The following is a 23328-nucleotide window of genomic DNA, read 5'->3' as shown; positions in this document are numbered from 1 at the left end:
AATCCGTTGTGCGTTCCTTCATTATTAGCAGACAAACACTGCTGCCCTGCTAACCAAAAAGCAGGAGGACAGCTCCGTCTCAAGGCTGAGGCAAAAACCAATCGCACGCCCGTTATTCAGAGCACGCCGCCCGTCTACAATAAACACATAAGCAACACCACCACAATCATGGAGGGATGGATCATGGGTGAGCGGTCTGGGAAGATACTTCTCGGATTGGTTCTTCTCATCGTAGGGATCATGCTCGTATTCGATCAGCTGGGTATCCACTTTGGAACGATCATGAGGGTGTTTATTCCCGGACTGTTAATGGTCTACGGTGCGAAGAAAATCATTTCCACCGAGCCGGCTAACTCAAAAGGATGGGGGATATTCGTTTTCCTGTTCGGCCTTTTGATGCTGATTGGCAAACTGAACTTGCTGTTTTCCAGCTTAGTGGCAGTAGCCATCATTTACGCCGGCTTCCGCTTGTTGAAAAGTCACAAGCACCAACCGCCCGAAGCGGTTAGCATGGCAGAGCGCCATTGGGCGCAGTCGATATTGAAGCAAGATGAACTGGACCGTTTTGAGCGGGAATGGAAACAAAAGAAATCCTAAATCAGAAAAAAGAGCAAGATGTTTTTCACAATCAAACCAATAATGGTATAGTACAAGGAGGAATTCACAATGGGTATTTTTAAAAGATTGCGCACGTTAACGGTAGCTTCTGTCAATGAGGTTATGGATTCTCTGGAAGATCCGATCGTCATGCTGAATCAATATATGCGAGATATGGAAACGGAGATTGGACAGGTGGAAGTGGCGGTAGCCCGTCAGGTCGCTCTGGAAAAACGTTTCCGCCAGCAATGGGAAGAAGCCAACGCAATCGTGGAAAAACGCGACCGTCAAGTGACACTGGCTCTCTCGACGAACGATGACGAATTGGCGCGCCGCGCACTTGTTGACAAAAAGCTGCACGAATCCCGTGCACAAGAATATGAAACCCTCTTTAAATCAGCTGCTGAAGCTGCACAGCAAATGCGCGAGAAGCTCGCCGAGCTGAAAGACGAATTTTATAAAATGCGTGCGAAAAAATTCACGCTGATGTCTAGAGCGCAAGTGGCACGCACCCATAAGCAGGTCAATGAAGCGATCACTGGGATGTGCAACGATAATGCGAGCAAAGGCTTCATTCGTATGGAGGAAAAAGTAATGCGTATGGAGGCCGAAGCGGAAATGAGCGGCCAATGGAGAACGGCGAAGCTGGGGTTCGATGCCATCGACGATCGTTTCAAAAACACAGAGATCGATGACATTGCGGCTGAGCTGGCCCTGCGCAAAGAAAAGCTTCATCATCAAAAAGCCGAAATTGAGTCTGCAACGGTACAGGGAAAAGAAAGCTAAGTGTTGAATAGTTAATAGTTACAGCTTGAAAGTTAACAGCAGCTTGCGATTCGCGAGCTGCTTTTCCCCTAGGAGGTCGTAAAAAGGTGACAGACTTCATCTTGTTTTTGAGGCGTTTTGTCTCCCAACCGAATCAAGTCGGGAGCGTGATTCCGAGTTCCCGGTTTCTAAGCAAGCGTATGATGGAGGCAGTGCAGTGGGATGAGGCACGAGCAATCGTGGAATTGGGACCGGGTACAGGCGTATTCACCAAGGATATCCTGCAAAAAAAACGACCCGATGCCACCTTTTTCGTCATTGAGCGAGACGCAGAGTTCCAAGAGATTTTGCGCAGCCGTTTTCCAGGGCTTATTGTTGAAGATGAGGCGCAGAAACTGCGTGATTATTTGCAAGAGCAAGGCTTGGCCAAAGTGGACGCGATCGTATCCAGCTTGCCATTTGCCGTATTTCCGGAGCAGCTGCGCAATGAGATTTTGCAGGCAATTATGGATTCGTTGGACGACGATGGCGTTTTTGTCACGTATCAGTATTCCTTGCAGATGAAAGGGATGCTTAGCAGCTTGTTTGAACAAGTGGAGGTCGGGTTTACGCCGTTCAACATTCCGCCTGCGTTTGTTTATACTTGTCGCAAGCATGCGAAACCAAAATGACTTTAGATGAGTAGAAAGAGGAGACACATGTGAAACAATCGCGCGTGAATACAATTGTTGCCGGATTGGTCATAATCGCGGCCGGCATCGGACTCTTTCTCGACAGCCTGAAACTCATCCATTTCAGCATTTTCATGCTTTGGCCGTTCCTGTTCTTTTATTTCGGCATGAGGCTGTGGACAGCGAATCGCCGTATTTTCGGAGGCGTACTGTTAGGACTGGGTGCGGTTTTTGCATTGGATGAATGGCTGCATGTGGACGCATTTGACTTGATATTTCCGCTTCTGTTCATTTATCTGGGCTATCGGCTCATTCGCTACCGCAATGGTGAGCGTGGAAAGAGTTTGCCGAAAGATTTCGGTCAGACAGAACAGCAAACCGAGCAGCAAACCGAGCAGCCGTCATTTGGCTCATTTCCGCCGATAAACAGGAAGGCAAGCGATGAATGGCAAGGGCCGATTTTCCGGCAAGCGGAGACGCGAAGCACGTTCATCGGCGATTTTCATCTGACTTCCGGTCGCTTTGAACTGACCAATTTGCATATTTGGCACGGAATCGGTGACGTTGTGATCGATTTGTCGCGGGCGCTTATTCCGGAGGAGGAGACGCTGCTGATCGTGAAAGGCTGGGTCGGCGACCTGACGATTTATGTGCCGGTCGATTTGCCTGTTTCGGTCAACGCATCGGTGACAATTGGGGACCTGGAAGTATTCGGCCACCGTCAGGGAGGTTTGAATCGGCAAGTGATGATGCGTTCCGAGCATTTTGATACGGCTCCTCGCAAAGTGAAATTAATCTTATCGCTGCACGTTGGCGATATTGATGTGAAATACATCTAGGGGGTACTTGTTCATGCAGACGCAACGAAGGCTGGCAAGTATCCAATGGAGCTTCGTCAAGCAGGGCTTAACCCTCGCAGTAGGTACTGTCGTCATTGTTTTGGGATTATTGTGGCTTAGCATTTATTGGCTTGGCAGCTATGGGCAAGCGGCTGACTGGCTATTTCTTTATTTAGGCATACGGGTGCCATTCGGGCTTGATTGGAAATATTTATTGATCTTTTTTGTTGCTGCTATTATTTTTGCAGGTATTTTAGGTGTCATCAGCGGATATGTTGTAGGGAATTTGCTGAAGAAACGGTTGAATGCCCTCTGGGAGGCAGCGATGAACCTGGAGCGTGGTACGCTTTCCTACCGTGTGCCCGAGCTGGGGGCTGATGAGCTGGGGGATATCGGTTGGTCATTTAATCGCCTTGCCGCTAAGTGGGAGGAACAAGTAGTGTCGCTCCAGCGCCTTTCCAATCATAATGCTGCCTTGGGGGAACAATTGCGCCAAGCGGCGGTGGTTGAAGAAAGGCAAAGACTTGCACGAGAGCTGCACGATGCGGTGAGCCAGCAGCTTTTTGCGATTGCGATGACAACCGCGGCGATCAAACGATTGATGGAGAAAAATCCGGCCCGCGCCGCCCAACAGATCGAATTGGTGGAAGAGATGGCTTCCGCCGCGCAGACGGAGATGAGGGCATTGCTGCTGCATTTGCGCCCTGCTACGCTGCAAGACAAATCGTTGGGCGAAGCGGTCGTTGAGCTATTAGAGGAATTGAAACAAAAGCAGCTGCTCAAGATCACTTGGGAGCTAGAAGAGATCGACGGTATGTCAAGCGGGATCGAGGACCATCTCTTCCGCATCTTGCAGGAGGCGTTGTCCAATACGCTGCGGCATGCCCGCGCTGACCATATTGAGGTCAAGCTGTTCACGCTTCAAGGACAGGTCAGGCTGCGGATTACCGATGATGGCGTCGGCTTCGACACCGATGGCGAAAAGATGACCTCCTACGGACTCGTTTCCATTCGTGAGCGAGTCGCCGAGGTCGGGGGTTCGCTGGAAATATACAGCGCGATTGGAAAAGGGACGCAGCTGGAAGTGCGTATCCCGTTGATGGAACCGATGAATTATGTGGAGACAAAGGCGGCGGAGGGAAGCGAATGATTCGAGTGATGTTGGTGGATGACCACGAAATGGTGCGGATGGGACTAGCTGCCTATCTTTCGACGGAAGAAGATATTGAAGTGGTGGCGGAAGCCGGCAGCGGCGAGGAAGGCGTGAAGCTGGCCAAGCAGCTGGAGCCGGATGTCATCCTGATGGATCTGGTGATGGAAGGCATCGGCGGCGTCGAGGCTACGCGCCGGATTCGTGAAATCTGCCCGGGCACCAAAGTGATCGTTCTGACGAGTTTCATTGATGATGAAAAAGTATACCCTGTCATTGAGGCGGGCGCGTTCAGTTATTTGCTCAAGACGTCACGTGCGGTTGAAATTGCCCGGGCAATCCGTTCCGCAGCCGCGGGTGAGCCTGTGCTGGAATCACGCGTGGCCGGCAAAATCATGGCGCGCTTTCGCCAAGGCCAGGAAGCGGCTGCTCATGAGCAGTTGACGCCTCGTGAGCTGGAAGTGCTTACATTGATCGGACAAGGGAAATCCAACCAAGAGATCGCCGACGAGCTGATTATCGGGATCAAGACTGTAAAAACGCATGTCAGCAACATTTTGTCCAAACTGGGTGTAGAAGACCGTACGCAAGCGGCCATCTATGTACATAAGCATAATTTGAACGGATAAACCAAGGGGCCAGCTCCTTGGTTTCGTTTTTTTACAAAGGGGTAATAGGTATGCCATAGGTGAAATTGGTGATTCTAATAGAAATAGGAAAAAAACGGATGGAATGAAGGGGTGATACGATGAGAGAAAGGGTGGAGAAGCGCTCCAAAACCATGCAGGTCGATCGTGGAATTGATATAGTCGGCGATATTCACGGTTGCTATCAGGAATTTTTACAATTGCTAGGTTTGCTTGGGTATGTAGAGAAGGATGGCTATTACCGGCATCCACAAGGGCGCAAACTGCTTTCGCTCGGAGACATTACCAGTCGGGGACCGGAATCGCTACAATTGCTGCAGTTTTTTGTGCGGCATATCGCAGCGGGCTTGGCTGAGATGACGGACAGCAATCACGGATGGAAAATCGCACGCTGGCTGGATGGCAGAGCGGTAACGTTGGCGCATGGTGATGAAAAAGTGGCGGAAGAGTTCAGGCAGTATGAGGCCGAATTCGGGAAAAAGAAAGCGGACGAGCTAAAAGAGGCCTCGCGCAAATTGCTGCTGACCTCTCCGTCGCATATCATGTTAAAGCGGAACGGCGAAATCGTGGCGGTGGCCGTCCATGCCGGAATCCGCGATGATTATATCGGCAGAGAGTCGTCAGCTGTCCAAACGTACTGCCGCTATGGCGATATCGCAGGAGTCGCAGCGGATGGCCGGCCGATCCGCAAAGAATGGGCGAATGAACGGAAGTCGCAGCGCTGTTTGATCGTGTGGGGGCACGACCCTCGTTTGGAACCGGAATGGAAAAACAACACGTTGAACATCGACCAAGGCTGCGTTTTCGGTGGCAAGCTGACGGCATATCGCTTTCCGGACAATGAGCTGGTAAGTGTCAAAGCGGCCGAAAATTATTCAGGGCAAACCGATACGCCGCTGACTCGTTGCAGGGAGCGGATGCAAGCGGAACTCAAGCTTCATCCCGGTTCGTAAGCTTTTCATACAATCTGCGCAGCAAAATCGCCTCCGCCCACAGCGGAAGAGGCTGATCGATTTGATTGCGCCAGGTTGCATCGGTTAAAAGACCTTGCTCATACAGCCACTCAACCGCCTCTTGTTTCCAATCAGCCGCCGGTGTGTTGGGCTGTCCGGTGCCCGGAGTGGAAGGCGCTGGTGTATCGGTTGGGGGCGCTTGGATTTTCGGCGGTGTGTAGGGCAGCTTGTTGTAGGTACAGAAGCCTTTCACGACCGCTTCGGCAAGGCTTTGCCATTTGGTGTTGAGCAATTGGGCATCTTGTGCATTGTCTGCGAATCCGTATTCAATGATGACCGTCTCGACATTGCCCGTATCACGGTGCATGAAGTAGTAGTCTTGCTTGGCATTGCCAGGGTAGGTGCGCGTATAAACGCGCCGGACCGCCATGCCTGCCGCTTGCAGCTCAAGTGCCATCGCGCGGGGGAAAGCCGCGGTTCCGTAAATGGAGTAGATCAGCTCTGCTCCTTGCCCTCCACCTGCATTGATGTGATTGGAAAGACAGAAGCGCGCGCCGCTGCTTTTGACAAGTGCTGCTCGTGCTTCGCTTTCCAGCGTTTGGTCGGTTGTGCGGGTCAAGGTGGCGGAAATGTTCAGTTCCGCGAAACGGCGCTGCTGATACAGCGAAATTTTCAAAACCAAATCTTTTTCCGCAAAAAGCGCATTGGTCCCGCCTCCAGGGTCTATGCCCCCATGGCCGGGATCGATTATCACTGTTGGAGCCATACGATCACCTCGTACTACTTATATGCGCAAAGCTTTGCAAATGATTGGATGAAGGGGCGAATTGTACGACGGTTCAACCAGCTCCGCCCAAAAGCTTGGCACAGCTAGGGTGCTCATGAGATAGACGTGGAATCTTGCGGCGATTTAAGGTAAAATTGATCGGAAGACAAACAGAAAGGTTGGTAGTGACGTATGTGGTGGAACTGGGTCATTCCGATTGTGACGCTCATCATTGGTCTTGTTGGTGGATTTTATGCAGCGACCTACTATTTGAAAAAACAACTTTCCAACATGCAGATGGATGAAAAGCAAATTCAAAACATGGCCCGCTCGATGGGCATGAATTTGAACCAGAAACAGCTGAAGCAGATGAGCCGTAACATGAAAAATATGAAAATGCCCAATAAGTTCCCAAAATAGGCGAACGGAGGGATTCGCGTGGCAACCACCCGTTTGCGTTTCGCAATGATAGGGTTTATTGTGGGTGTCCTGATCGTTTACTTTATGAAAGATGCGCCGATCAGCACTGGTCTCAGGATTGCTGCCCCTGTGTATCTGTTTGGCGTGGGAATTATCATCGACGGCATCGTGCTCCGCATCAAGGAGCGCAAAGGAAAAGACGATTAATGCCGCTTGCGGCGTGTTTTGCAAAAGAAGAACGAGTGTAAGAAACAACCAGTACGGGTAAAACCGCGCTGGTTTTTTTTATGCAACCGCAGCTCCACCAAAAAACACGGCGTAGCCAGGTTTCCTAATACAATCGAGAAATTTCTGTTTGGCTGCTGACAATACGCTGTCAGTAGTGTGCTGTTATCATGAATATACAAGAAGCACACATCTCAAACGTAAGGCAGGAGGATGCTGCATGGAAACACCCAAAACGCGTTACTGGATCGGAGTCGTATCGAAATCGCATGTCGCAAGAGGAGTAGCAGGCGGGTTCGCCCAGCTTTGCCACGGAAAAGCCGCTCCATTGAAACGGATGCGGCAAGGGGATTGGCTCATTTATTATTCACCCAAAACCGACTTATCCAACGGAGAACCGCTTCAGGCTTTCACCGCAATTGGAAACGTGAAAGACGATTCCGTATACGAATACCAAATGAGCGAAACCTTCATTCCCTTCCGCCGCGACATACATTATTATGCATGCACGGAAGCCCCGATTCATCCACTCTTACACAAAATGAATTTCACCAAAGAAAACCGAAACTGGGGCTATCGCTTCCGGACAGGGCACTTCGAAATTGATCAAACCGATTTCGCGGTAATCGCAGAAGCGATGGGAGTAAAGGAATACTCATAGGTGAAAAAAACCGCAAAGTTGTTTTTGTACCTTCGAGTAACGCCGCGAGGGAACCGAAGCAACAACTCCCAATATCCGAGCAGCGGAGAAGCACGGCTGCAGTGAAGGGATTTTCGGAAAAAAGCGGAACGGAAGCCTTGGCGATGCCCGCCAGGCGGAGCGGAAAAAGGGAAACGTCTTTCGCGTCACATATCATCGTGGAGATACACCCGCCGCGCAGCGTGTGGCTTTGGGGCGCGGTTTCCCTTTTTCCGCGGAGCCGGTCTTTCCCACCCTCAGCAGGCATCGTCAGAGCTTCCGTGGAGCTTTTTTCCGAAAATCCCCTCGCCTCCACCAAAGCCTGACTTCTCATCCAAACAAAAAAGCCACCTCCCCAGCAGGAAAAGGTGGCTAAGCAGCAAAAAGCTATTTCCAAATTAACTCATAAATCATTTTTCCCATCAAGGTAATCGACACAAGCATGAAGAGCGGACGCACATATTTGACTCCGGTCTTTACCGCCATCCGTGTCCCCAGCGTCGCTCCGAGAATCATCGCAACACCCATCGTAAGACCTGGCAGGATCAATACTTTGCCTTCGAATAAAAAGAGTAAAAGTGCGGCTAAATTGCTGGCAAAATTGAGAATGCGTCCGTTTCCGGCCCCGATGACGAAATCGTAGCCGAACAAGAGCACCATGACGAAGATCAGGAATGAACCGGTGCCTGGTCCAAAAAAGCCGTCATAAAACCCGATGATGAACGCGAAAGGAATCCCGAGCCCCAGCGTGAAGCTGGTAAACCCTTTAAACTGCGTCTCTTTGCCGAATTTTTTGTTAATGAGCGTATAAACAAAAATCGCGGCGAGCATTACAATGATCAGCGTGCGAAGCACGGAGTCGGAAATAAACAGCACCGCTTTTGCCCCAATGAGCGAGCCAATGAAAGAAACTGGAAAAAGCATCAGCATTAATTTTTTGTCATACTTGCCCATACTAATAAATGTGGCCGAACTGGTAAAGGATGAAAAGGTACTGGCAAGCTTATTCGTGCCAAGGGCCAAATGCATCGGTATGCCCAAACCGACCAAGGCTGGCAGCGAAATCAGTCCGCCTCCGCCAACGCAGCTGTCGATAAACGCTGCGACAAAGCCGAACAATGCCAATAGCAGCACTGTTGTCAAATCTAAATCCATTTCGTACACCCACGTTTCCGTAAAAGTCAAACAATCTCCAGTTTAGCACTTCACCGTTTCATTGCAAGACTTATACTTACAGGTTAATGTTGGTTGGCACAGCTTGTTAATATACTTTACCGACTGATTTGTTGCATTAGTAAGGGGTATCGTTTATAATTGAGATGAAATTGAGGTACATACAAAAAGGAGGAGATTGTACTATGGCACATCAACTGCCTGCATTGCCTTACGCATTTAACGCTTTGGAACCGCATTTCGACGCGCTGACCATGGAAATCCACCATGACCGTCACCACGCTACTTATGTAAATAACCTGAACGCAGCTTTGGAAGGTCACGCTGACCTACAAGCGAAAAGCATCGAAGAGCTGATCGCGAACTTGGATGCAGTTCCAGAAGCAATCCGCACCGCAGTTCGCAACAACGGTGGTGGACATGCTAACCACACTCTCTTCTGGGAAATCCTGAGTGCAAACGGCGGCGGCGCTCCAAGCGGAGAATTGGCTGACGCAATCAACACCAAATTCGGCAGCTTTGACAACTTCAAAGCTGAATTCGCAAAAGCTGCAACCACTCGTTTCGGTTCCGGTTGGGCTTGGCTGATCGTCGATGGCGGCGAATTGGCTATCACGTCCACTCCTAACCAAGACAGCCCGCTGTTCGAAGGCAAAACGCCTGTCCTCGGTCTGGATGTTTGGGAGCACGCGTACTACCTGAAATTCCAAAACAAACGCCCTGACTACATCGGTGCGTTCTGGAACGTTGTAAACTGGGATGAAGTAAGCAAGCGCTACAGCGCAGCGAAGTAATCCCGCACACCTGAGTCAGTCTCAAAAAGGCGATCGCTCGGCCTATCTTTCGGCCGGGCAATCGTTTTTTTAGTGCAACCGCGACTCCGCCAAAAAGCTTGGCGTAGCCAGGTTATTGAAACGTGTTTTCAACGAACCAGCTTCCTTACAAAGGCTTCGATCAGAAGCTTTTCTTACATTGGGAGATGGGAGGATCATTTTACATGCTGAAACGGTTTTTCTCGTACTATCGCCCGTACAAGGGTCTGTTTTTCCTAGACTTTAGCTGCGCGGTGATCGCCGGGTTGCTGGAGCTGGCGTTCCCGATTGCAGTGAGCAAATTTATCGATGAATTGCTGCCGAAAGGCGACTGGCCGATCATCATCATGGCCTGCCTTGGCTTGCTTGCGGTTTACGCGCTCAATACGGTGCTCAACTATGTCGTCACTTACTGGGGACACATGCTCGGCATCAACATCGAGACCGACATGCGCGCAAAACTGTTCAACCATATCCAAAAGCTATCGTTCCGGTTTTTCGATAATAACAAGACGGGTCATCTGATCGGTCATATCACTAATGATCTCAATGAAATTGGCGAAGTCGCACACCACGGCCCGGAGGACGTGTTTATTGCCGTCATGACGCTGATCGGCGCATTTGTGCTGATGGCCAACATCAATCTCGAGCTTGCCTTGCTGACGTTCATCATCGTTCCGATTATGGCATGGATGATCCTGTTTTTCGGCAGCAGGATGACAGTGACGTATCGCGGCCTCTTTCGGAATGTTGGGAATTTTAATGCAAGGATCGAGGACAATGTCGGAGGAATCCGTGTCGTTCAATCGTTTGCCAACGAAGAGCACGAGAAGAAATTGTTTGCCAAAGACAATCAGCTTTTCCGCCAAACCAAGCTAAAGGCATACAAGCTGATGGCAAGAAGCATTTCGGTCAGCTACATGATGATGCGCCTCATCACCATTTTCGTGATGATCTGTGGCGCCTGGTTTTACATTCAGGGCAGAATCGAATTGGGCGAGTTCATGGCTTTCCTGCTGCTATCCAATATTTTCTTTCGCCCGATTGAGAAAATCAATGCGGTGATCGAAAGCTATCCAAAAGGAATCGCGGGCTTCAAGCGCTATCTCGAAATCATCGATACGGAGCCGGATATCGCCGATGTGCCTGATGCCGTCGGGATGAACATAGTGCGTGGTGACATTCACTTTGAAAACGTATCGTTTGGATATGAACCATCGCGGAAAATCTTGAACGGGATCAATTTGACGATATATCCGGGCGAGACCGTCGCGTTTGTCGGTCCATCGGGAGCAGGAAAAACCACGATCTGCAGTCTGCTGCCGCGCTTTTATGACGTCGATGCAGGCTCGATTTCGATCGACGGCATTGACATTCGCAACATCAAGCTGCAGTCCTTACGGGAAAACATCGGGATCGTCCAGCAGGATGTATTCCTGTTCTCAGGCACCATACGTGAAAATATCGCGTATGGGAATCTGAAGGCGACCGATGAGCAGATTTGGAAAGCCGCTCGTCGTGCTTCACTGGATGAGCTGATCCGCAAAATGCCGGAGGGGATGGACACGGTGATCGGTGAGCGAGGCGTCAAATTGTCCGGCGGGCAAAAGCAACGGTTGTCGATCGCCCGCATGTTTTTGAAGAATCCGCCGATCTTGATCTTGGACGAAGCGACTTCCGCCTTGGATACAGAGACGGAAGCGGCGATCCAGCAATCGCTGGCTGAATTGTCGCAAGGGCGGACGACGCTCGTCATTGCGCACCGTTTGGCTACGATCAAAAATGCAGACCGGATCATCGTCGTTAACGAAAACGGTATCGCCGAGCAGGGCAGGCACCAGGAGCTGGTCGCCTCGGGCGGTATCTACAGCCGTCTGCATCATGCCCAGTTCAACCGGTAAACAGTTGCATTTATGTCTGTCTTCAGCGTTTTGCCCCCAGCCCGTTTGCCGATTCGGGTTTGGGGGTTTTTTCGTTCGTCCAACTTTATTGCCCCTTGGCCTCTTTTGTTCGGTTTCACAAAAACGTTTCTCTGGACTAAAAAGGGGTTCATTTCTTACCATAAGACATGAAGAAAGAGACGCGCGTATGGTCTCGTGGGAAGGGCAGGAACAAAGGAAATGCGAAACAAGCAGGAGTTAGATCGTCATCAACAGGGGACTAGAGGTGTCTATATCAGCATTTTCACCTATATCATCCTGGCAGCGGGAAAAATCGGGTTCGGCCTTGCCACCGGTTCGCAGGGACTGGTTGCCGACGGTTGGAACAACGCTTCCGATGTGATTTCCTCGCTGGCGATCCTGTTTGGCATGATCATCGCGAGAAAACCGGCAGACCACGATCACAAATACGGCCATTTCCGCGCCGAAACGGCGGCAGCGCTGGTGGCGGGAATTATCATGGCGGTCGTAGGGATCGATGTGCTGAAAAATACAGGAACAAAGCTGTTTCAAGGGGAAGCGGCGACCATGCCGACGGTCGAATCGATGTATGTCGCGATCACGGGCGCTGTCATCATGTATATCGTCTATCTGATCAACAAGCGGATCGCCAAGAAAACGAACAACCTGGCAGTGATGGCGATGGCGTATGACAATCGGTCCGATGCGCTAGTCAGCGTAAGCGCGCTGGTCGGGATCGTGGTCACGCGAATCGGTTTGGGCTGGGCCGATGCGATCGTCGCAAGCATTGTCGGTATCATTATTTTGTATACGGCTTGGCAGGTGGTGTCACAGGCCATCCATGCGCTGATGGATGGATTCGAGGAAGAGAAGCTGAAGGAGATCGAGCAGCGAATCAAGCAAGTGGAAGGGATTCGGGAAATTATTGATCTGCGTGCGCGCTATCAGGGAAGCGCTGTGCTGGTCGACGTGACGATTGGCGTCGATCATCATCTCAACGTAGTGGAAAGTCACGGGCTGACAGAAACCGTTGAAGGAAAATTAATCGGTTTCGCTGAAATTAAACGGGTATATGTCCATGTGGAACCATTCATGGCAAAAGGCAAAACATGCTGAAAGGGAGTTTTTCGAGATGAGTCTTTGGAAGCAGCCGCCCGCAAAGGCGCCCACTACGCAAATTGATGAAAAAATGGCCGCACTCATGGAAACGTTTGCAATCGTTGGAGTATCGGCAGCCGTCGTCAAGGATAAACAGGTCATCTGGTCCGACGCATACGGTTGGGCCGATTTGGATCGGGAGCTCCCGGTAACGGAAGAGACCGTCTTTCGCATCGCTTCCATCTCCAAGCTGTTCGTCGCGACATCGTTGATGCAGCAGTACGAGCAAGGGAAATTCCAGCTTGATGACGACATCAGCGATACCCTCGGCTTCACTTTCCGCAATCCGCACCATCCGGACGTTCCGGTTACGTTCCGCCATCTGCTGACGCATACGTCCAGCCTGAATGAGGATGAACGAGGCGGTGAGCTGTACGTCGTCTTCTCGCAAGCGTCACGTAATTCGAACCCGCCGACGCTCGAAGATTTGCTCATCCCTGGCGGCAGGCTTTACGTAGACAGCCTGTGGAGCAGCTACAAGCCAGGTGATGTCCGTTGCTTTGCCTACTGCAATCTCGCCTCCATGATCGTCGCAGCGCTGGTGGAGCGCCTGTCAGGCAAGCATTTTGATCAATACTGCCGCGAGCACATTCTCCGTCCTTTGGGGATGACGAGCTCTGATTTCAATATCCAGGCGATGGGTGACATCAACAAGCTGGGCGTCATCTACGGTTGGGAAGATGGTCACTTTGAGTCAGGTGTCGATGATCTGAAAGGCGTCAAGCCGGAACCAATCGACTGGTCCGAATATGTTCCGGGCACCAACGGCTCGTTGTATGGACCGCAGGGCGGCTTGCGCACCAATGCCCGTGAATTGAGCAAATTCATGCTCGCCTTCATGCAAGGGGGCGAAAACAACGGAGCCCGCATCCTGCAGCGAGAGACCGTCGAATTGATGCTCTCCACCCAATGGCAGTACGAAGGCGTAGACCCTGCATTCTCTGAGATCGGCCTTCAGTTCCACATCACCGACCAATTCATTCCAAACAAACGCATGCACGGCCACGGAGGCAATGCATACGGCTTGTACTCCGGCATGTATTTCAACAAGGAAGAGAATTTCGGCATCATCTTCATCACCAACGGCTCCAACGCTACCGAAGGCACAAGAGGCGGCTTTAACAACGTAGAAGAAGCCATCAGCGACATGCTGTACCAGCATTTTTTTCAATCAAAATGAAAAAAAGAGGACCCCTTAGCGAAAACTTGCTAAGGGGTTTTTCTTAATCTTTTTATCAAATCCATGCCTTTTTTAAGAGCCCGACACCAAGCTCAATTTCATCACAAGAAAGATGACTAAATCCAAGTTTAATGATTGGGTCATCCGTATTATTTTTGATAAAGTAGAGTGAGGTGGGACACACTTTTACACCATAAGAAGAAGCTTGTTGGATTAGCCATTCTTCTGAACGGTTCAGGTGTACTTTGATTAATAAGTACAAACCAGACTGCTCGCCGATAATTGAAATTTTTTGGCCAAATTGCTTTTTTAATTCAGAAACTAAGTGCAGCATTTTCCTCTTATAAACAAGACGCATTCGTTTAATGTGGCGGCTCCACTCTCCCAATTCCATAAATTTTGCCATTGTGAGTTGGCTGAAAAGCGAAGTGGGAGTCTCAAAATGAGAAAAATACTTTTTATACCTTTTTAAAACTGATTCTGGCAACACCATATAGGTTAAACGTATTCCTGGAAGAAATGATTTTGAGAAATTCCCTAAATAAATGACTCTGGCGGCATCAATGGAGGCAAGAGCCGGAAATGGTTTTTGTGTATAACGAAATTCACTATCATAATCGTCTTCGATAATATATCCACGCATCTTGTTAACCCAATGAATCAGCAGTTGCCGTTGTTGAATCGACATGCTTACTCCAAGTGGGCTTTGATGGGAAGGGGTTACATAGATTAACCGTGAATTCATTTGTTCTAATTGAGTAAGATCAGCACCTGTTTCATAGACAGGCAACGTTTCAAACTGAAAACGATGGAATTGAAAAGCTTCCCTGGCACCGTCGTAACCAGGATCTTCAACGATAATGCTCTGGAACTCATCCTTCAGTACATGCCCAAGATAGACAAGCATTTGTTGGGTACTGCTTCCGATAATAACTGCATCTGCATTTGTTTTCACTCCACGTGATTGAAACAAATAGGTGGCGATTTGTTCGCGCAGGCATGCTTCCCCGAATGGTTCTCCATATCGAAAGCTATCCTCTACTGTTAATACTTGATTCGCAATCCTCCTCCAAATTTTCATTGGGAAATGTGTTTGATCAACGGCATCTGCCCTGAAAGTAACGACTGGAGGATTCGTCGACTCTGTTTGCTTTTGATGATGAGGAAGGTATGCCTCCTGAGATAGTAGAGGCTCTAACTCATTTACAACATAACCTTTTCGGCCCTCTCCACGAATGTAGCCTTCAGCAACAAGCAGTTCATATGCCATTAGTGTTGTATTACGGCTTACATGTAAGGAATCTGCAAGTTGACGAATGGAGGGCAAACTCTCATTCGCCACAATGTCGCCTTGCTCAATAAATGATTTGAATTTCTCGTAAATCTGTTTGTATTTTGGTGCGTTATCTTCGAAGGTAAAAATGGTATTGTTCATTTTCATTCCCTCTGACATGAATATTTTCTCGTTATTGTACCTTTTAGTATGTCAGTTTGTATAATATTATTTTTTTACAGGATTACATTACAACAAGGAGTTGCATAATATGGATTTTTCAATGATTTGGCTATTTGTTATTACTGCTGCTACATTGTTAATCATACCTGGACCAGCTGTGTTATATATAATGGCAAGAAGCATGGATCAAGGGAAGAAAGCGGGCTTGGTATCCGTTCTTGGTGTAGCTCTTGGTGGTTCAGTTCACGTTTTAGCCGGTGCCATTGGAGTATCTGCGATCTTGATGACATCAGCAACAGCCTTTTCAATCGTCAAATACTTGGGTGCTGCTTATCTGATCTATTTGGGATGTAAGACTTTATTTTCGACATCGAAAAGCACGGCTTCAGAAATGCCAAAAGCCCATCGTAAAAAATTAGGAAAGATTTTTTACGAATCAGCACTCGTGGAAATAATGAATCCGAAGACAGCACTCTTTTTTTTAGCCTTCTTTCCACAATTCATATCACCTTCTGCTGGATCAGTCTCCGCACAATTTTTGCTTTTAGGAGCGATTTTTATTATCCTAGCTTTCATTAGCGATGGCCTGTATGCGGTCCTTGCCGCAAGTATTCGAAAGCAGATGAATGTGAGTGCTAGGTTACAGAACCAGCTAACTGGTTATTTGTATATTGCTTTAGCGGTCATCTCCGCCTTTGCGAGCCAATCCAAAATATAACTCTACATGACCTCGCTGCGGCGGGGTTTTTTTATATCCCATTGTTGCCCGCGCCAATATCCCTCGTCCCTACATTTGTTTAGCAAAAGTTAAAATAATTGCAGCTACTATGCACAAATATTGCATAGATAATGCACTGGTGCATAACGAAGTGCAGGAAAATGTCGAATATTGCTACATCACGGTTGTCGAAAAGGTTGGAATAAAATCTGCTTTGTACAACCAAACGAATGGTAATTAGTTTAGTGAGTTACCAAGCGAGTGAGTTGCATCGGGGGGATTCAATGTCAACGAAGCTGTTTCTGATCGCCGTACTCTTGTCCATGGAATTACCTGACGCAGCCGATAGCAGGAAGTAAGACTACGCTGCGATTCGCTGCGGATAATTCCATTTTCCGGAGGAGATCACACATATGGAAAACCACCCTCAATTAAACCGATCGCTACGACTGTGGCACATTGTTCTGATCGGTTTGGGCTATATGGCCCCGATGGCTGTATTTGATACGTTTGGTATTGTGGCAGAAGTAACGGACGGGCATGTTCCTGCCGCTTATGTTTTGACGTTGGTAGCCATTTTGTTCACCGCTTCAAGCTACGGCAAGATGGTGCAAGTGTATCCGACCGCCGGCTCTGCCTATACGTACACAAGTCGTACGATTAACTCGCACGTCGGGTTTTTGGTCGGATGGTCAGCTCTGCTTGACTACTTGTTTTTGCCGATGATTAATGCGCTTTTGACCAAAATTTACTTGTCCGCTGCCTTTCCGGAAGTCCCGGGCTGGATCTGGATTGTCGGATTCGTCCTGTTTATTACGGTCGTAAACATTTGGAACATCAAGATCGGCGCCTCCATTAACGGCTTGCTCGTCTTGTTCCAATTCGCCACGGTCGTAATTTTTGTCTTTCTTGCGGTGAAAGGGCTGCATCAAGGGGACGGCACGGGAAAATTGCTGTCGCTTCAACCGTTTTTTACGGAGACGATGGATGCTTCTACATTGCTGACCGGCGCGTCCATTCTTTGCTTTTCGTTCTTGGGCTTTGATGCGGTGACCACGCTTACCGAGGAAACGATAGACCCGAAGCGCAACATCCCACGCGGTATCTTTTTGGTCGCTTTGATTGGGGGAGCGCTCTTTATCGTAGCGTCGTACTTCACTCAATCGCTGTTTCCGGACGTATCCAAGCTGCAAAACCCTGAGGGGGCATCGCCTGAAATCGCGCTGTATATCGGCGGTTTGTTGTTCCAATCGGTATTTTTGGCAGCTGCGCTCACCTCAACAATCGCATCGGGTATCGTTTCGCATGTCAGCGCCTCCCGGCTGTTGTATGCGATGGGACGCGATAATGTGCTGCCAGCACGGTTTTTTGCTTATGTGCATCCGAAATTCCAGACGCCGCTTTACAACGTCTTTCTAATCGGCCTGCTGTCGCTAACAGCCTTGTGGCTCGATTTGTTAACGGCAACATCGTTTATTAATTTCGGTGCGTTGGTAGCGTTTACATTCGTGCATCTTTCTGTCATCGCCCATTATGTTGTTAAGCAGAAGGAACGCTCATTAAAAGCGGTGTTCCAGTATATAGTCTCCCCATTGATCGGGATGAGCTTCATTCTGTTCCTGTGGTATAATTTGGAGCCAACCTCGCTTTACCTCGGATTTGCCTGGAGCTTGATCGGGTTCATTTACTTGCTAGTTTTTACCCGTTGCTTCACGCGGAAGCCACCACAGATTGATTTGAACGTCGAATAAAAAACAAAAAAATAAAGCACAGCTCGCGCAATGCGGCTGTGCTTTTTGCTTTTTCTATAACACCTGAATGTCTTTTTCCGGATCCAGTTTTTTTGCCAATTGCTCCTCGCCTCGATGAATCCAGCCGACGAACGAATCGCGGATTTGCAGCTGTTTATCCAAATAAACGACGGCGACAAACATATAGTGGCTTTTACCGTGGAATTTGGAGCGGTAGCGCAGGTCGATCCATTTCACCTCGTACCCGAAATCATGCTCCTTCACGAGGGGATGGGCGAAGCTGGTAAAGTACAGGAAAGATTGGACTTTGTAATCTTGCTTGGCGATGCGGACGATGTCCGATTCCGGCTTGATCACGAACGAATCGAGAATGATTGGCTCGCTGCCGTGCATTTCGCCGACGTGCCAATGCGTCGCGGTCTTAACGATCATGGTCCATTGCTGCCAAGAATGGGTCGGAATGAGCCAGTACTTCCCTTTTTGCTTGAGCGCTTTCTCTGCCGTTACCAATGCGCGCTGATGCACGCGGTAGCGCCAGACATAATAGCAGGCGATCAGCACGTAAATGATTAAAAAGGATTTGCCAGGATCCGCTCCGGCTAGCCACATGCCCAAGCCGAGCAGGTGCATGGCGAAAATGAACGGATCGAATATGAACATCGTGTCAAGCGCAATCCAACGCTTGTAAAACGGAAAGAGCCCTTTAGTCCCGTAGGAATTGAACAAGTCGACAAACACATGAAGAACAACAGCCAAAAAGGTCCACCCCAGAAGATGAAGCCAGAGGGTTTGCGGATAAAGCCATTGTATGACGCCGAAGATCAGCAGCGTCCACACAAAGATCGCTGGAATGGAGTGGGAGATTCCGCGATGGTTCCGTATATAAGCGGCACTTCCCAGCACGCGCGTGAATCCGTCCAAATCGGGGGCTTGCGAACCGATGACCGTTCCAAGCAAAACCGTTTCCGCCAGTCCGGGAACAGCGGCGACCGCCGGGTCAAGATGAGCCAGGCCTGCTAATCCGAATCCCATGACGAAGTGTGTGGCGGTATCCATGGGCAGTTGCTCTCCTCCTTTGCGCTCAAACTCGCTTAGATATATTATAGCGCTTTCGATCGTTGATTTTCCATGAAGCCATTATTTTGTATGCCCAGATTTTTACCCTCCTCTTGTGGAGCCTAAACCTGTTCCGCTAAGATGGAGAGAGTTGTCTGCAAGGACTGGAGGCGAATCGCATGTACACGATTTTTGTCGAGTACCGCATTTTACCGGAAAAGCGTGAAGCGTATTTCAACTATATGAGCACCATTCCCGCCCAAATCAGTGAGCGCGGCGGCGTTGGCTACCGGCACTTAGAAGGTGTGGAGCAGTCCAACACGTTTGTAGAGGCGTTCGAGGTCGAACAGCTTGAGACGTATCAGGCGATCCGTAGCTGGCGGCTGTCTGACACCGAGCTGCCAACCTTCATCAGCGGAGGCGCTGCCAAACTGCACATGTGGGCGTTTGCACCAAAGGAGTGAAACCGTACAAAATGAAAACAAGCACCAAAGCGATTCCAAAGCTGCCTGATGCATTCGAGGTGTTCGGCTTTGCCCGCGACTTGCTCGAATGGTACGATGCGCAAAAGCGGGACCTGCCGTGGCGCATCAACCGTGACCCGTATCGCGTCTGGGTTTCGGAAATTATGCTGCAGCAGACGCGCGTGGAGACGGTCAAACCGTATTATCATAATTTCATGGGGAAATTTCCAACGATCACCGCACTAGCCGACGCACCGGAAGAAGAGGTGCTGAAAGCATGGGAAGGATTGGGGTATTACTCGCGTGCGAGAAATCTACAAGCCGCTGCACGGGAAGTAAAGACGTTGTACGGTGGAGAAGTGCCTGACACGCTTGAGGAAATCTCCAAGCTGAAGGGCGTCGGCCCCTATACCGCTGGCGCGATTTTAAGCATTGCCTATGAGAAGCCTGAGCCGGCCGTGGACGGGAATGTGATGCGCGTGTTTTCCCGCCTGCTCTTGATGCACGACGACATCGCGAAGCCTGCGACTCGAATCAAAACCGAACAGCTCGTGCGGCAGACCATTCCGCATGGAAGAGCGGGCGATTTCAACCAGGCTTTGATGGAGCTTGGCGCTACCGTCTGCCTGCCCCGCACGCCGCAATGCTTGACCTGTCCGGTGTTCGACTATTGCCTCGCCCGCAGGGAAGGTGTCCAGCACGAGCTGCCGGTCAAATCAAAAGCGAAGCCGCCGCGTGAGGTCAATTATTTGGTCGCCGTCATTCCGCTTGAAGGAGCATTGTTGTTAAACAAGCGTCCCAACACCGGACTTTTGGCCGATATGTGGGAGCTACCGATGGTGGAAATGACAGGCAAGCGCACACCTGAAGACGAGTTGGCGGGATTTTTGCTGGAGCAGTATGGGGTTGATGTGGAAGTGGGCGAGCAGCTGCCGATGGTTCAGCATACGTTCTCTCATCTGCACTGGAATTTGCATGTTTATGCCTGCAATGTCATCGAAGTAGGAGAGCTTCCAGCCTCAGCGGTTTTTGCGACGCCACAGGAATGGGCGGACTTTGCGTTTCCCGTCGCGTTTCAAAAGATTTTGGAATACATTTCCCATTCTTAATCACAAAAAGAAAGCGGCCTGCCTGAACATTTTGCGATGTCGGCAGCCGCTTTTTTTTGCAAGAAAAACGTACTCAATGCTTTTGGATTTGAATTGTGACTTGACCGTTTTCGGCTTTTACTGCGATCGTTCCGCCAATCGGAAACGTAATGATCGGCGAGACGTGGCCAAAGTTCACGTTTGTGACCACTGGTATATGATCCAGCTCGCGTTTGGAGCGGATGATTTTATCTAGTGCGGCGTCTGTAACGCCCGAGGCATTTTGAAATCTGCCGATCAAAAGCGCCTTGACCTTGTCAAAGCCAGGCTGGTGCAGCAGCGATTGCAGGTCACGGTCAAAAATATGTGGATTCGAGTAATTGTCGTCCTCGACAAGTACCACCGCGTCTTCCAAGGAGGGCATATATGCTGTACCTTGCAGCAAATTGAGCGTGCAAAGATTGCCGCCGATAATTTTGCCGACCGCATGCCCTTCGCGCAAGACGGTGTAGCCGTCGTTTTCGATGAAAGTCCGGTTAACCTGATTCAGGTACCATTGGTCATCGCTCCAATAGGGAGAAGGCGTTACGTCGATCGGTTCTTCCGAGAAAAAGCACTTGCGGAAATAATCCAGTGTATACTCGAACCCTTTTTCCATCGAAAACGTGGAGTAATGTGGGCCGGAATAAGTGATGAGACCGGTTTTGACAGTGATTGCGGTCGCGATTGCCGTGATGTCGGAATAGCCGCAAAAGATTTTCGGATTCCATGCAATCAGCTCATAATCGAGATATTGCAGCATTTGGTTGGAGTTGAAACCGCCCAGCGTGGTCAAGATCGCTTTTACATTCGGATCGGCGAAAGCTTCGTGAAGGTCTGCTACCCGCGATTCGACGGAGGAAGAGGAGAACTCATCGCACTCTTCCGCATGCGCGGAATACGTGACGGTGAGCCCCAAATCCGCCAATCGCTCGTTGGCCAGACGCCTTTGGTCCGGTGTAATGACATGGAGGCTTGTTGCGGGTGAGATAACGCGTATTTCGTCTCCGGCTTTCAGTTTTAGCGGAATCACAACAAACCTCCTATATAGGATGAAGCATTATAAGCGCGTGATATAGCTTGGGTATTGAGACAGGAGCTTCGTATTTTCAATCTCGATGCGTTCCCGCTCTTTATGACGCAAGTATTCGGCGTATTGCGTTTCTGCCGTCTTGGCGCGTTTTTCAATGATGATGGTAAAAAAGATTAAAGAGATCTGCATTTCATATGACCTCCTTCCTGTTTAAGATAACCCAGTCAGGTACCATCCAGCACCTTGACTCCTACAATCTTCATTAGCTGACGGCGTTGCTTTTTATCCATCTGACACCCCTCCTACTATTGTGATAAACCATATGGCACAAACTTTGAAAACAAACCTTCTTACAGGCGGCTGGCAAAAGAAGAAATCGAAATCGCCTGCAGTTGCTCCGCTTCATTGCGGGCTTGAATCAGTTGCTCTTCGCGGAAGCGAGCGGCGCTCTCCTCAACGGAAAAACGACTGCGTTCAATCTTGACGGTAAACCAGATCAGGTTCAGTAACATACAAAATCACCTCCTTGAATACGAACGTACATTCGGTTAAAAGTCTATAGAAAAAGACCGAGGAAAATATGGGCCTACGGTCTTGAGCTACAACATGGAAGAGGATATAAAAAGCCGTAGATGCAGGCACCTACGGCTTTGGTCGACAAGGAATCGCAAGAATAAGCATTCACTTGCTCGTAAGATGCCGGTTATGGAGGATGCACTGCAATGTGAAGTTTTGAGTTGGGAGCCGATCTGCAAGAAACACCTGAACAACGTTATTCATCATTATAGCCATCCTCCTTTCGCTTCAAATTATTGTAAACATATGATATGGCAAAAATTTCTTTCTGTAAAGGGGTTTTTGTATTTTCGGAATAATCTTTTTTATGCAGATAAAAATTCTTATCCAGCATAAGTGCAACCACGGCTCCGCTTGAAAGACTGGCGAAGCCAGGTTTTCTAAGCGATATGCAAGGTTTACTCCCATGCGGGTTCTGATTGCCGTGAAGCGGAGGATAGCGCTGGCCGTCTTTTTTCTATATAATGTAGAGTGGGCCTTTAGTACCTCGTACTAAATCGTATGTCGAAAAAGAGCAAGATTTTCATAGCGCGAGGGGGAATGTTACAGGGAAGTCATGATACTTTCAGCAGATTGGATATACTGGTAAATAATGCGGCGTCGGTCGTTTTGCGCCTTTGTTGTTCCTGCGCTCTGGGCTTGCAGGGAATTGTGCGGCCCGACGCTTTAGTGGAGCAGCAGGAGTTCACTCTTGACATAAAATCCTTCCCTTTTATCAAAAGCAGACAAACGTAGAACTGTAGTGTAAAATAGAAAGACAAGCCATCTAAGGAGGCCATATATGCTGATTCGTTCGTTTCGCCTCGGTGATTATTCCGCTATCACTCGGATCTGGCAGGACACCAATTTAGATCGTTCAGAGACTGAATCACTAGATGCTTTGGCAACGCAATTAGCGTGGGACAGTGAATTAGTCATGGTGGCAGAGCAGGATGGGGAAGTTGTAGGAGTAGTCGTAGGAACGATAGACGGTACCAGGGCTTACTTTTACCGGCTCGCAGTTGATCCAAAAGTGCAAAAATCGGGTATTGGCCGCAAGTTGGTAGAAGCCATCGAGACTCGTTTTCGACAGCGCGGTGTGAATCGGGTGCTCATCATGGTGAATCAAGATAACGAAGAAGTCATTCCGTTTTATCATTCGCTTGGCTATGAATTGCAGAAATATGTTACACTTTCCAAAAAGCTCTCTTCTTAGCACGTACAGGATCGGA

Annotated in this window: 26 protein-coding genes; 19 read left to right on the top strand and 7 right to left on the bottom strand. The window is 49.3% G+C overall.

Going from position 1 to position 23328, the window contains the following annotated elements; genetic code table 11:
• The first annotated feature begins 183 nt into the window (after positions 1 to 183).
• The 7 genes from EDM56_RS00910 (at position 184) to prpE (ending at position 5622) form a co-directional block, all read left to right on the top strand.
• Positions 184 to 597, top strand: coding sequence for a LiaF transmembrane domain-containing protein (locus EDM56_RS00910; RefSeq protein WP_122915998.1), 414 nt, complete (start codon positions 184 to 186; stop codon positions 595 to 597).
• 69 nt (positions 598 to 666) lie between these two features.
• Positions 667 to 1383 (top strand): PspA/IM30 family protein, encoded by a 717-nt coding sequence (locus tag EDM56_RS00905; RefSeq protein ID WP_122915997.1) that lies wholly within the window; start codon positions 667 to 669, stop codon positions 1381 to 1383.
• A gap of 86 nt (positions 1384 to 1469) precedes the next feature.
• Positions 1470 to 2033 (top strand): class I SAM-dependent methyltransferase, encoded by a 564-nt coding sequence (locus EDM56_RS00900; protein WP_122915996.1) that lies wholly within the window; start codon positions 1470 to 1472, stop codon positions 2031 to 2033.
• Between the two features lie 29 nt (positions 2034 to 2062).
• Positions 2063 to 2872, top strand: coding sequence for a cell wall-active antibiotics response protein LiaF (gene liaF / locus EDM56_RS00895; protein WP_122915995.1), 810 nt, complete (start codon positions 2063 to 2065; stop codon positions 2870 to 2872).
• Positions 2873 to 2885: 13 nt separating this feature from the next.
• Positions 2886 to 4022, top strand: a complete 1137-nt coding sequence (locus tag EDM56_RS00890; protein WP_122915994.1) for a sensor histidine kinase — start codon at positions 2886 to 2888, stop codon at positions 4020 to 4022.
• Positions 4019 to 4651, top strand: coding sequence for a response regulator (locus EDM56_RS00885; RefSeq protein ID WP_122915993.1), 633 nt, complete (start codon positions 4019 to 4021; stop codon positions 4649 to 4651). The genes EDM56_RS00890 and EDM56_RS00885 overlap by 4 nt, the downstream gene beginning before the upstream one ends.
• Positions 4652 to 4770: 119 nt before the next feature.
• Positions 4771 to 5622, top strand: a complete 852-nt coding sequence (gene prpE / locus EDM56_RS00880; RefSeq protein WP_122915992.1) for a bis(5'-nucleosyl)-tetraphosphatase PrpE — start codon at positions 4771 to 4773, stop codon at positions 5620 to 5622.
• Here prpE and EDM56_RS00875 read toward each other — a convergent pair.
• Positions 5600 to 6388 carry an N-acetylmuramoyl-L-alanine amidase gene (locus EDM56_RS00875; protein ID WP_122915991.1) on the bottom strand — a complete coding sequence of 263 codons (789 nt, stop codon included), beginning with the start codon at positions 6386 to 6388 and terminating at the stop codon, positions 5600 to 5602. The genes prpE and EDM56_RS00875 overlap by 23 nt on opposite strands.
• Before the next feature lie 192 nt (positions 6389 to 6580).
• Between EDM56_RS00875 and EDM56_RS00870 the strand changes: the two genes are divergently transcribed.
• From EDM56_RS00870 to EDM56_RS00860, 3 genes are all read left to right on the top strand, one after another.
• Complete coding sequence (locus EDM56_RS00870; RefSeq protein ID WP_122915990.1) at positions 6581 to 6808, top strand: YneF family protein; 228 nt, start codon at positions 6581 to 6583, stop codon at positions 6806 to 6808.
• 18 nt (positions 6809 to 6826) lie between these two features.
• Complete coding sequence (locus tag EDM56_RS00865; protein ID WP_122915989.1) at positions 6827 to 7015, top strand: hypothetical protein; 189 nt, start codon at positions 6827 to 6829, stop codon at positions 7013 to 7015.
• 238 nt (positions 7016 to 7253) lie between these two features.
• Positions 7254 to 7694 carry an EVE domain-containing protein gene (locus EDM56_RS00860; protein ID WP_122915988.1) on the top strand — a complete coding sequence of 147 codons (441 nt, stop codon included), beginning with the start codon at positions 7254 to 7256 and terminating at the stop codon, positions 7692 to 7694.
• Positions 7695 to 8099: 405 nt separating this feature from the next.
• On the opposite strand, the gene EDM56_RS00850 is transcribed toward EDM56_RS00860, so the two are convergent.
• Positions 8100 to 8867 (bottom strand): TSUP family transporter, encoded by a 768-nt coding sequence (locus EDM56_RS00850; RefSeq protein ID WP_122916247.1) that lies wholly within the window; start codon positions 8865 to 8867, stop codon positions 8100 to 8102.
• A gap of 203 nt (positions 8868 to 9070) precedes the next feature.
• Between EDM56_RS00850 and EDM56_RS00845 the strand changes: the two genes are divergently transcribed.
• From EDM56_RS00845 to EDM56_RS00830, 4 genes are all read left to right on the top strand, one after another.
• A complete protein-coding gene (locus EDM56_RS00845) occupies positions 9071 to 9679 on the top strand; it encodes a superoxide dismutase (RefSeq protein ID WP_122915986.1) in 609 nt (202 codons plus the stop codon).
• A gap of 203 nt (positions 9680 to 9882) precedes the next feature.
• Positions 9883 to 11598, top strand: coding sequence for an ABC transporter ATP-binding protein (locus tag EDM56_RS00840; RefSeq protein ID WP_122915985.1), 1716 nt, complete (start codon positions 9883 to 9885; stop codon positions 11596 to 11598).
• A 219-nt stretch (positions 11599 to 11817) separates the two neighbouring features.
• Positions 11818 to 12714: a cation diffusion facilitator family transporter gene (locus tag EDM56_RS00835; RefSeq protein WP_122915984.1), complete on the top strand. Its 897-nt coding sequence runs from the start codon at positions 11818 to 11820 to the stop codon at positions 12712 to 12714.
• A 16-nt stretch (positions 12715 to 12730) separates the two neighbouring features.
• The gene (locus EDM56_RS00830) at positions 12731 to 13936 is read left to right on the top strand and encodes a serine hydrolase domain-containing protein (protein WP_183192239.1); all 1206 of its coding nucleotides are present in this window, start codon (positions 12731 to 12733) and stop codon (positions 13934 to 13936) included.
• Positions 13937 to 13991: 55 nt separating this feature from the next.
• Here the strand turns inward: EDM56_RS00830 and pdxR are convergent, their stop codons facing one another.
• Positions 13992 to 15371 carry a MocR-like pyridoxine biosynthesis transcription factor PdxR gene (pdxR, locus tag EDM56_RS00825; RefSeq protein WP_122916246.1) on the bottom strand — a complete coding sequence of 460 codons (1380 nt, stop codon included), beginning with the start codon at positions 15369 to 15371 and terminating at the stop codon, positions 13992 to 13994.
• Between the two features lie 109 nt (positions 15372 to 15480).
• Here pdxR and EDM56_RS00820 point away from each other — a divergent pair, with 109 nt between their 5' ends.
• Both EDM56_RS00820 and EDM56_RS00815 read left to right on the top strand, forming a co-directional pair.
• Positions 15481 to 16110, top strand: a complete 630-nt coding sequence (locus tag EDM56_RS00820; RefSeq protein ID WP_122915982.1) for a LysE family translocator — start codon at positions 15481 to 15483, stop codon at positions 16108 to 16110.
• Positions 16111 to 16523: 413 nt separating this feature from the next.
• Positions 16524 to 17861, top strand: coding sequence for an APC family permease (locus tag EDM56_RS00815; RefSeq protein WP_122915981.1), 1338 nt, complete (start codon positions 16524 to 16526; stop codon positions 17859 to 17861).
• 54 nt (positions 17862 to 17915) lie between these two features.
• Here EDM56_RS00815 and EDM56_RS00810 read toward each other — a convergent pair whose 3' ends face one another.
• Positions 17916 to 18917: a metal-dependent hydrolase gene (locus EDM56_RS00810; protein ID WP_122915980.1), complete on the bottom strand. Its 1002-nt coding sequence runs from the start codon at positions 18915 to 18917 to the stop codon at positions 17916 to 17918.
• A 179-nt stretch (positions 18918 to 19096) separates the two neighbouring features.
• On the opposite strand from EDM56_RS00810, the gene EDM56_RS00805 reads away from it, so the two are divergent.
• Positions 19097 to 19381: a hypothetical protein gene (locus EDM56_RS00805; protein WP_122915979.1), complete on the top strand. Its 285-nt coding sequence runs from the start codon at positions 19097 to 19099 to the stop codon at positions 19379 to 19381.
• 11 nt (positions 19382 to 19392) lie between these two features.
• Positions 19393 to 20490, top strand: coding sequence for an A/G-specific adenine glycosylase (gene mutY / locus EDM56_RS00800; RefSeq protein WP_122915978.1), 1098 nt, complete (start codon positions 19393 to 19395; stop codon positions 20488 to 20490).
• Between the two features lie 73 nt (positions 20491 to 20563).
• On the opposite strand, the gene EDM56_RS00795 is transcribed toward mutY, so the two are convergent.
• The 3 genes from EDM56_RS00795 to EDM56_RS31300 all read right to left on the bottom strand — a co-directional run bounded on the left by EDM56_RS00795 (position 20564) and on the right by EDM56_RS31300 (position 22053).
• Positions 20564 to 21541: a S66 family peptidase gene (locus tag EDM56_RS00795; RefSeq protein WP_122915977.1), complete on the bottom strand. Its 978-nt coding sequence runs from the start codon at positions 21539 to 21541 to the stop codon at positions 20564 to 20566.
• 27 nt (positions 21542 to 21568) lie between these two features.
• Positions 21569 to 21730 carry a YrzI family protein gene (locus EDM56_RS00790; protein WP_122915976.1) on the bottom strand — a complete coding sequence of 54 codons (162 nt, stop codon included), beginning with the start codon at positions 21728 to 21730 and terminating at the stop codon, positions 21569 to 21571.
• Positions 21731 to 21891: 161 nt separating this feature from the next.
• Positions 21892 to 22053 carry a hypothetical protein gene (locus tag EDM56_RS31300; RefSeq protein WP_183192238.1) on the bottom strand — a complete coding sequence of 54 codons (162 nt, stop codon included), beginning with the start codon at positions 22051 to 22053 and terminating at the stop codon, positions 21892 to 21894.
• Between the two features lie 845 nt (positions 22054 to 22898).
• On the opposite strand from EDM56_RS31300, the gene EDM56_RS00785 reads away from it, so the two are divergent.
• Positions 22899 to 23312, top strand: a complete 414-nt coding sequence (locus tag EDM56_RS00785; protein WP_122915975.1) for a GNAT family N-acetyltransferase — start codon at positions 22899 to 22901, stop codon at positions 23310 to 23312.
• Positions 23313 to 23328: the final 16 nt, after the last annotated feature.

Source organism: Brevibacillus fluminis (genome assembly GCF_003710825.1).
GTDB classification, from domain to species: domain Bacteria; phylum Bacillota; class Bacilli; order Brevibacillales; family Brevibacillaceae; genus Brevibacillus_D; species Brevibacillus_D fluminis.
This window is presented reverse-complemented; position numbering and strand designations above follow the sequence as displayed.

Excerpts from the sequence above, each read along its gene's own strand:
- EDM56_RS00910 (WP_122915998.1), top strand. The coding sequence starts at position 184 with ATGGGTGAGCGGTCTGGGAAGATACTTCTCGGATTGGTTCTTCTCATC.
- EDM56_RS00905 (WP_122915997.1), top strand. The coding sequence starts at position 667 with ATGGGTATTTTTAAAAGATTGCGCACGTTAACGGTAGCTTCTGTCAAT.
- EDM56_RS00890 (WP_122915994.1), top strand. The coding sequence starts at position 2,886 with ATGCAGACGCAACGAAGGCTGGCAAGTATCCAATGGAGCTTCGTCAAG.
- EDM56_RS00885 (WP_122915993.1), top strand. The coding sequence starts at position 4,019 with ATGATTCGAGTGATGTTGGTGGATGACCACGAAATGGTGCGGATGGGA.
- prpE (WP_122915992.1), top strand. The coding sequence starts at position 4,771 with ATGAGAGAAAGGGTGGAGAAGCGCTCCAAAACCATGCAGGTCGATCGT.
- EDM56_RS00875 (WP_122915991.1), bottom strand. The coding sequence starts at position 6,388 with ATGGCTCCAACAGTGATAATCGATCCCGGCCATGGGGGCATAGACCCT.
- EDM56_RS00870 (WP_122915990.1), top strand. The coding sequence starts at position 6,581 with ATGTGGTGGAACTGGGTCATTCCGATTGTGACGCTCATCATTGGTCTT.
- EDM56_RS00860 (WP_122915988.1), top strand. The coding sequence starts at position 7,254 with ATGGAAACACCCAAAACGCGTTACTGGATCGGAGTCGTATCGAAATCG.
- EDM56_RS00850 (WP_122916247.1), bottom strand. The coding sequence starts at position 8,867 with ATGGATTTAGATTTGACAACAGTGCTGCTATTGGCATTGTTCGGCTTT.
- EDM56_RS00845 (WP_122915986.1), top strand. The coding sequence starts at position 9,071 with ATGGCACATCAACTGCCTGCATTGCCTTACGCATTTAACGCTTTGGAA.
- EDM56_RS00840 (WP_122915985.1), top strand. The coding sequence starts at position 9,883 with ATGCTGAAACGGTTTTTCTCGTACTATCGCCCGTACAAGGGTCTGTTT.
- EDM56_RS00835 (WP_122915984.1), top strand. The coding sequence starts at position 11,818 with ATGCGAAACAAGCAGGAGTTAGATCGTCATCAACAGGGGACTAGAGGT.
- EDM56_RS00830 (WP_183192239.1), top strand. The coding sequence starts at position 12,731 with ATGAGTCTTTGGAAGCAGCCGCCCGCAAAGGCGCCCACTACGCAAATT.
- pdxR (WP_122916246.1), bottom strand. The coding sequence starts at position 15,371 with ATGAACAATACCATTTTTACCTTCGAAGATAACGCACCAAAATACAAA.
- EDM56_RS00820 (WP_122915982.1), top strand. The coding sequence starts at position 15,481 with ATGGATTTTTCAATGATTTGGCTATTTGTTATTACTGCTGCTACATTG.
- EDM56_RS00815 (WP_122915981.1), top strand. The coding sequence starts at position 16,524 with ATGGAAAACCACCCTCAATTAAACCGATCGCTACGACTGTGGCACATT.
- EDM56_RS00810 (WP_122915980.1), bottom strand. The coding sequence starts at position 18,917 with ATGGATACCGCCACACACTTCGTCATGGGATTCGGATTAGCAGGCCTG.
- EDM56_RS00805 (WP_122915979.1), top strand. The coding sequence starts at position 19,097 with ATGTACACGATTTTTGTCGAGTACCGCATTTTACCGGAAAAGCGTGAA.
- mutY (WP_122915978.1), top strand. The coding sequence starts at position 19,393 with ATGAAAACAAGCACCAAAGCGATTCCAAAGCTGCCTGATGCATTCGAG.
- EDM56_RS00790 (WP_122915976.1), bottom strand. The coding sequence starts at position 21,730 with ATGCAGATCTCTTTAATCTTTTTTACCATCATCATTGAAAAACGCGCC.
- EDM56_RS31300 (WP_183192238.1), bottom strand. The coding sequence starts at position 22,053 with ATGTTACTGAACCTGATCTGGTTTACCGTCAAGATTGAACGCAGTCGT.
- EDM56_RS00785 (WP_122915975.1), top strand. The coding sequence starts at position 22,899 with ATGCTGATTCGTTCGTTTCGCCTCGGTGATTATTCCGCTATCACTCGG.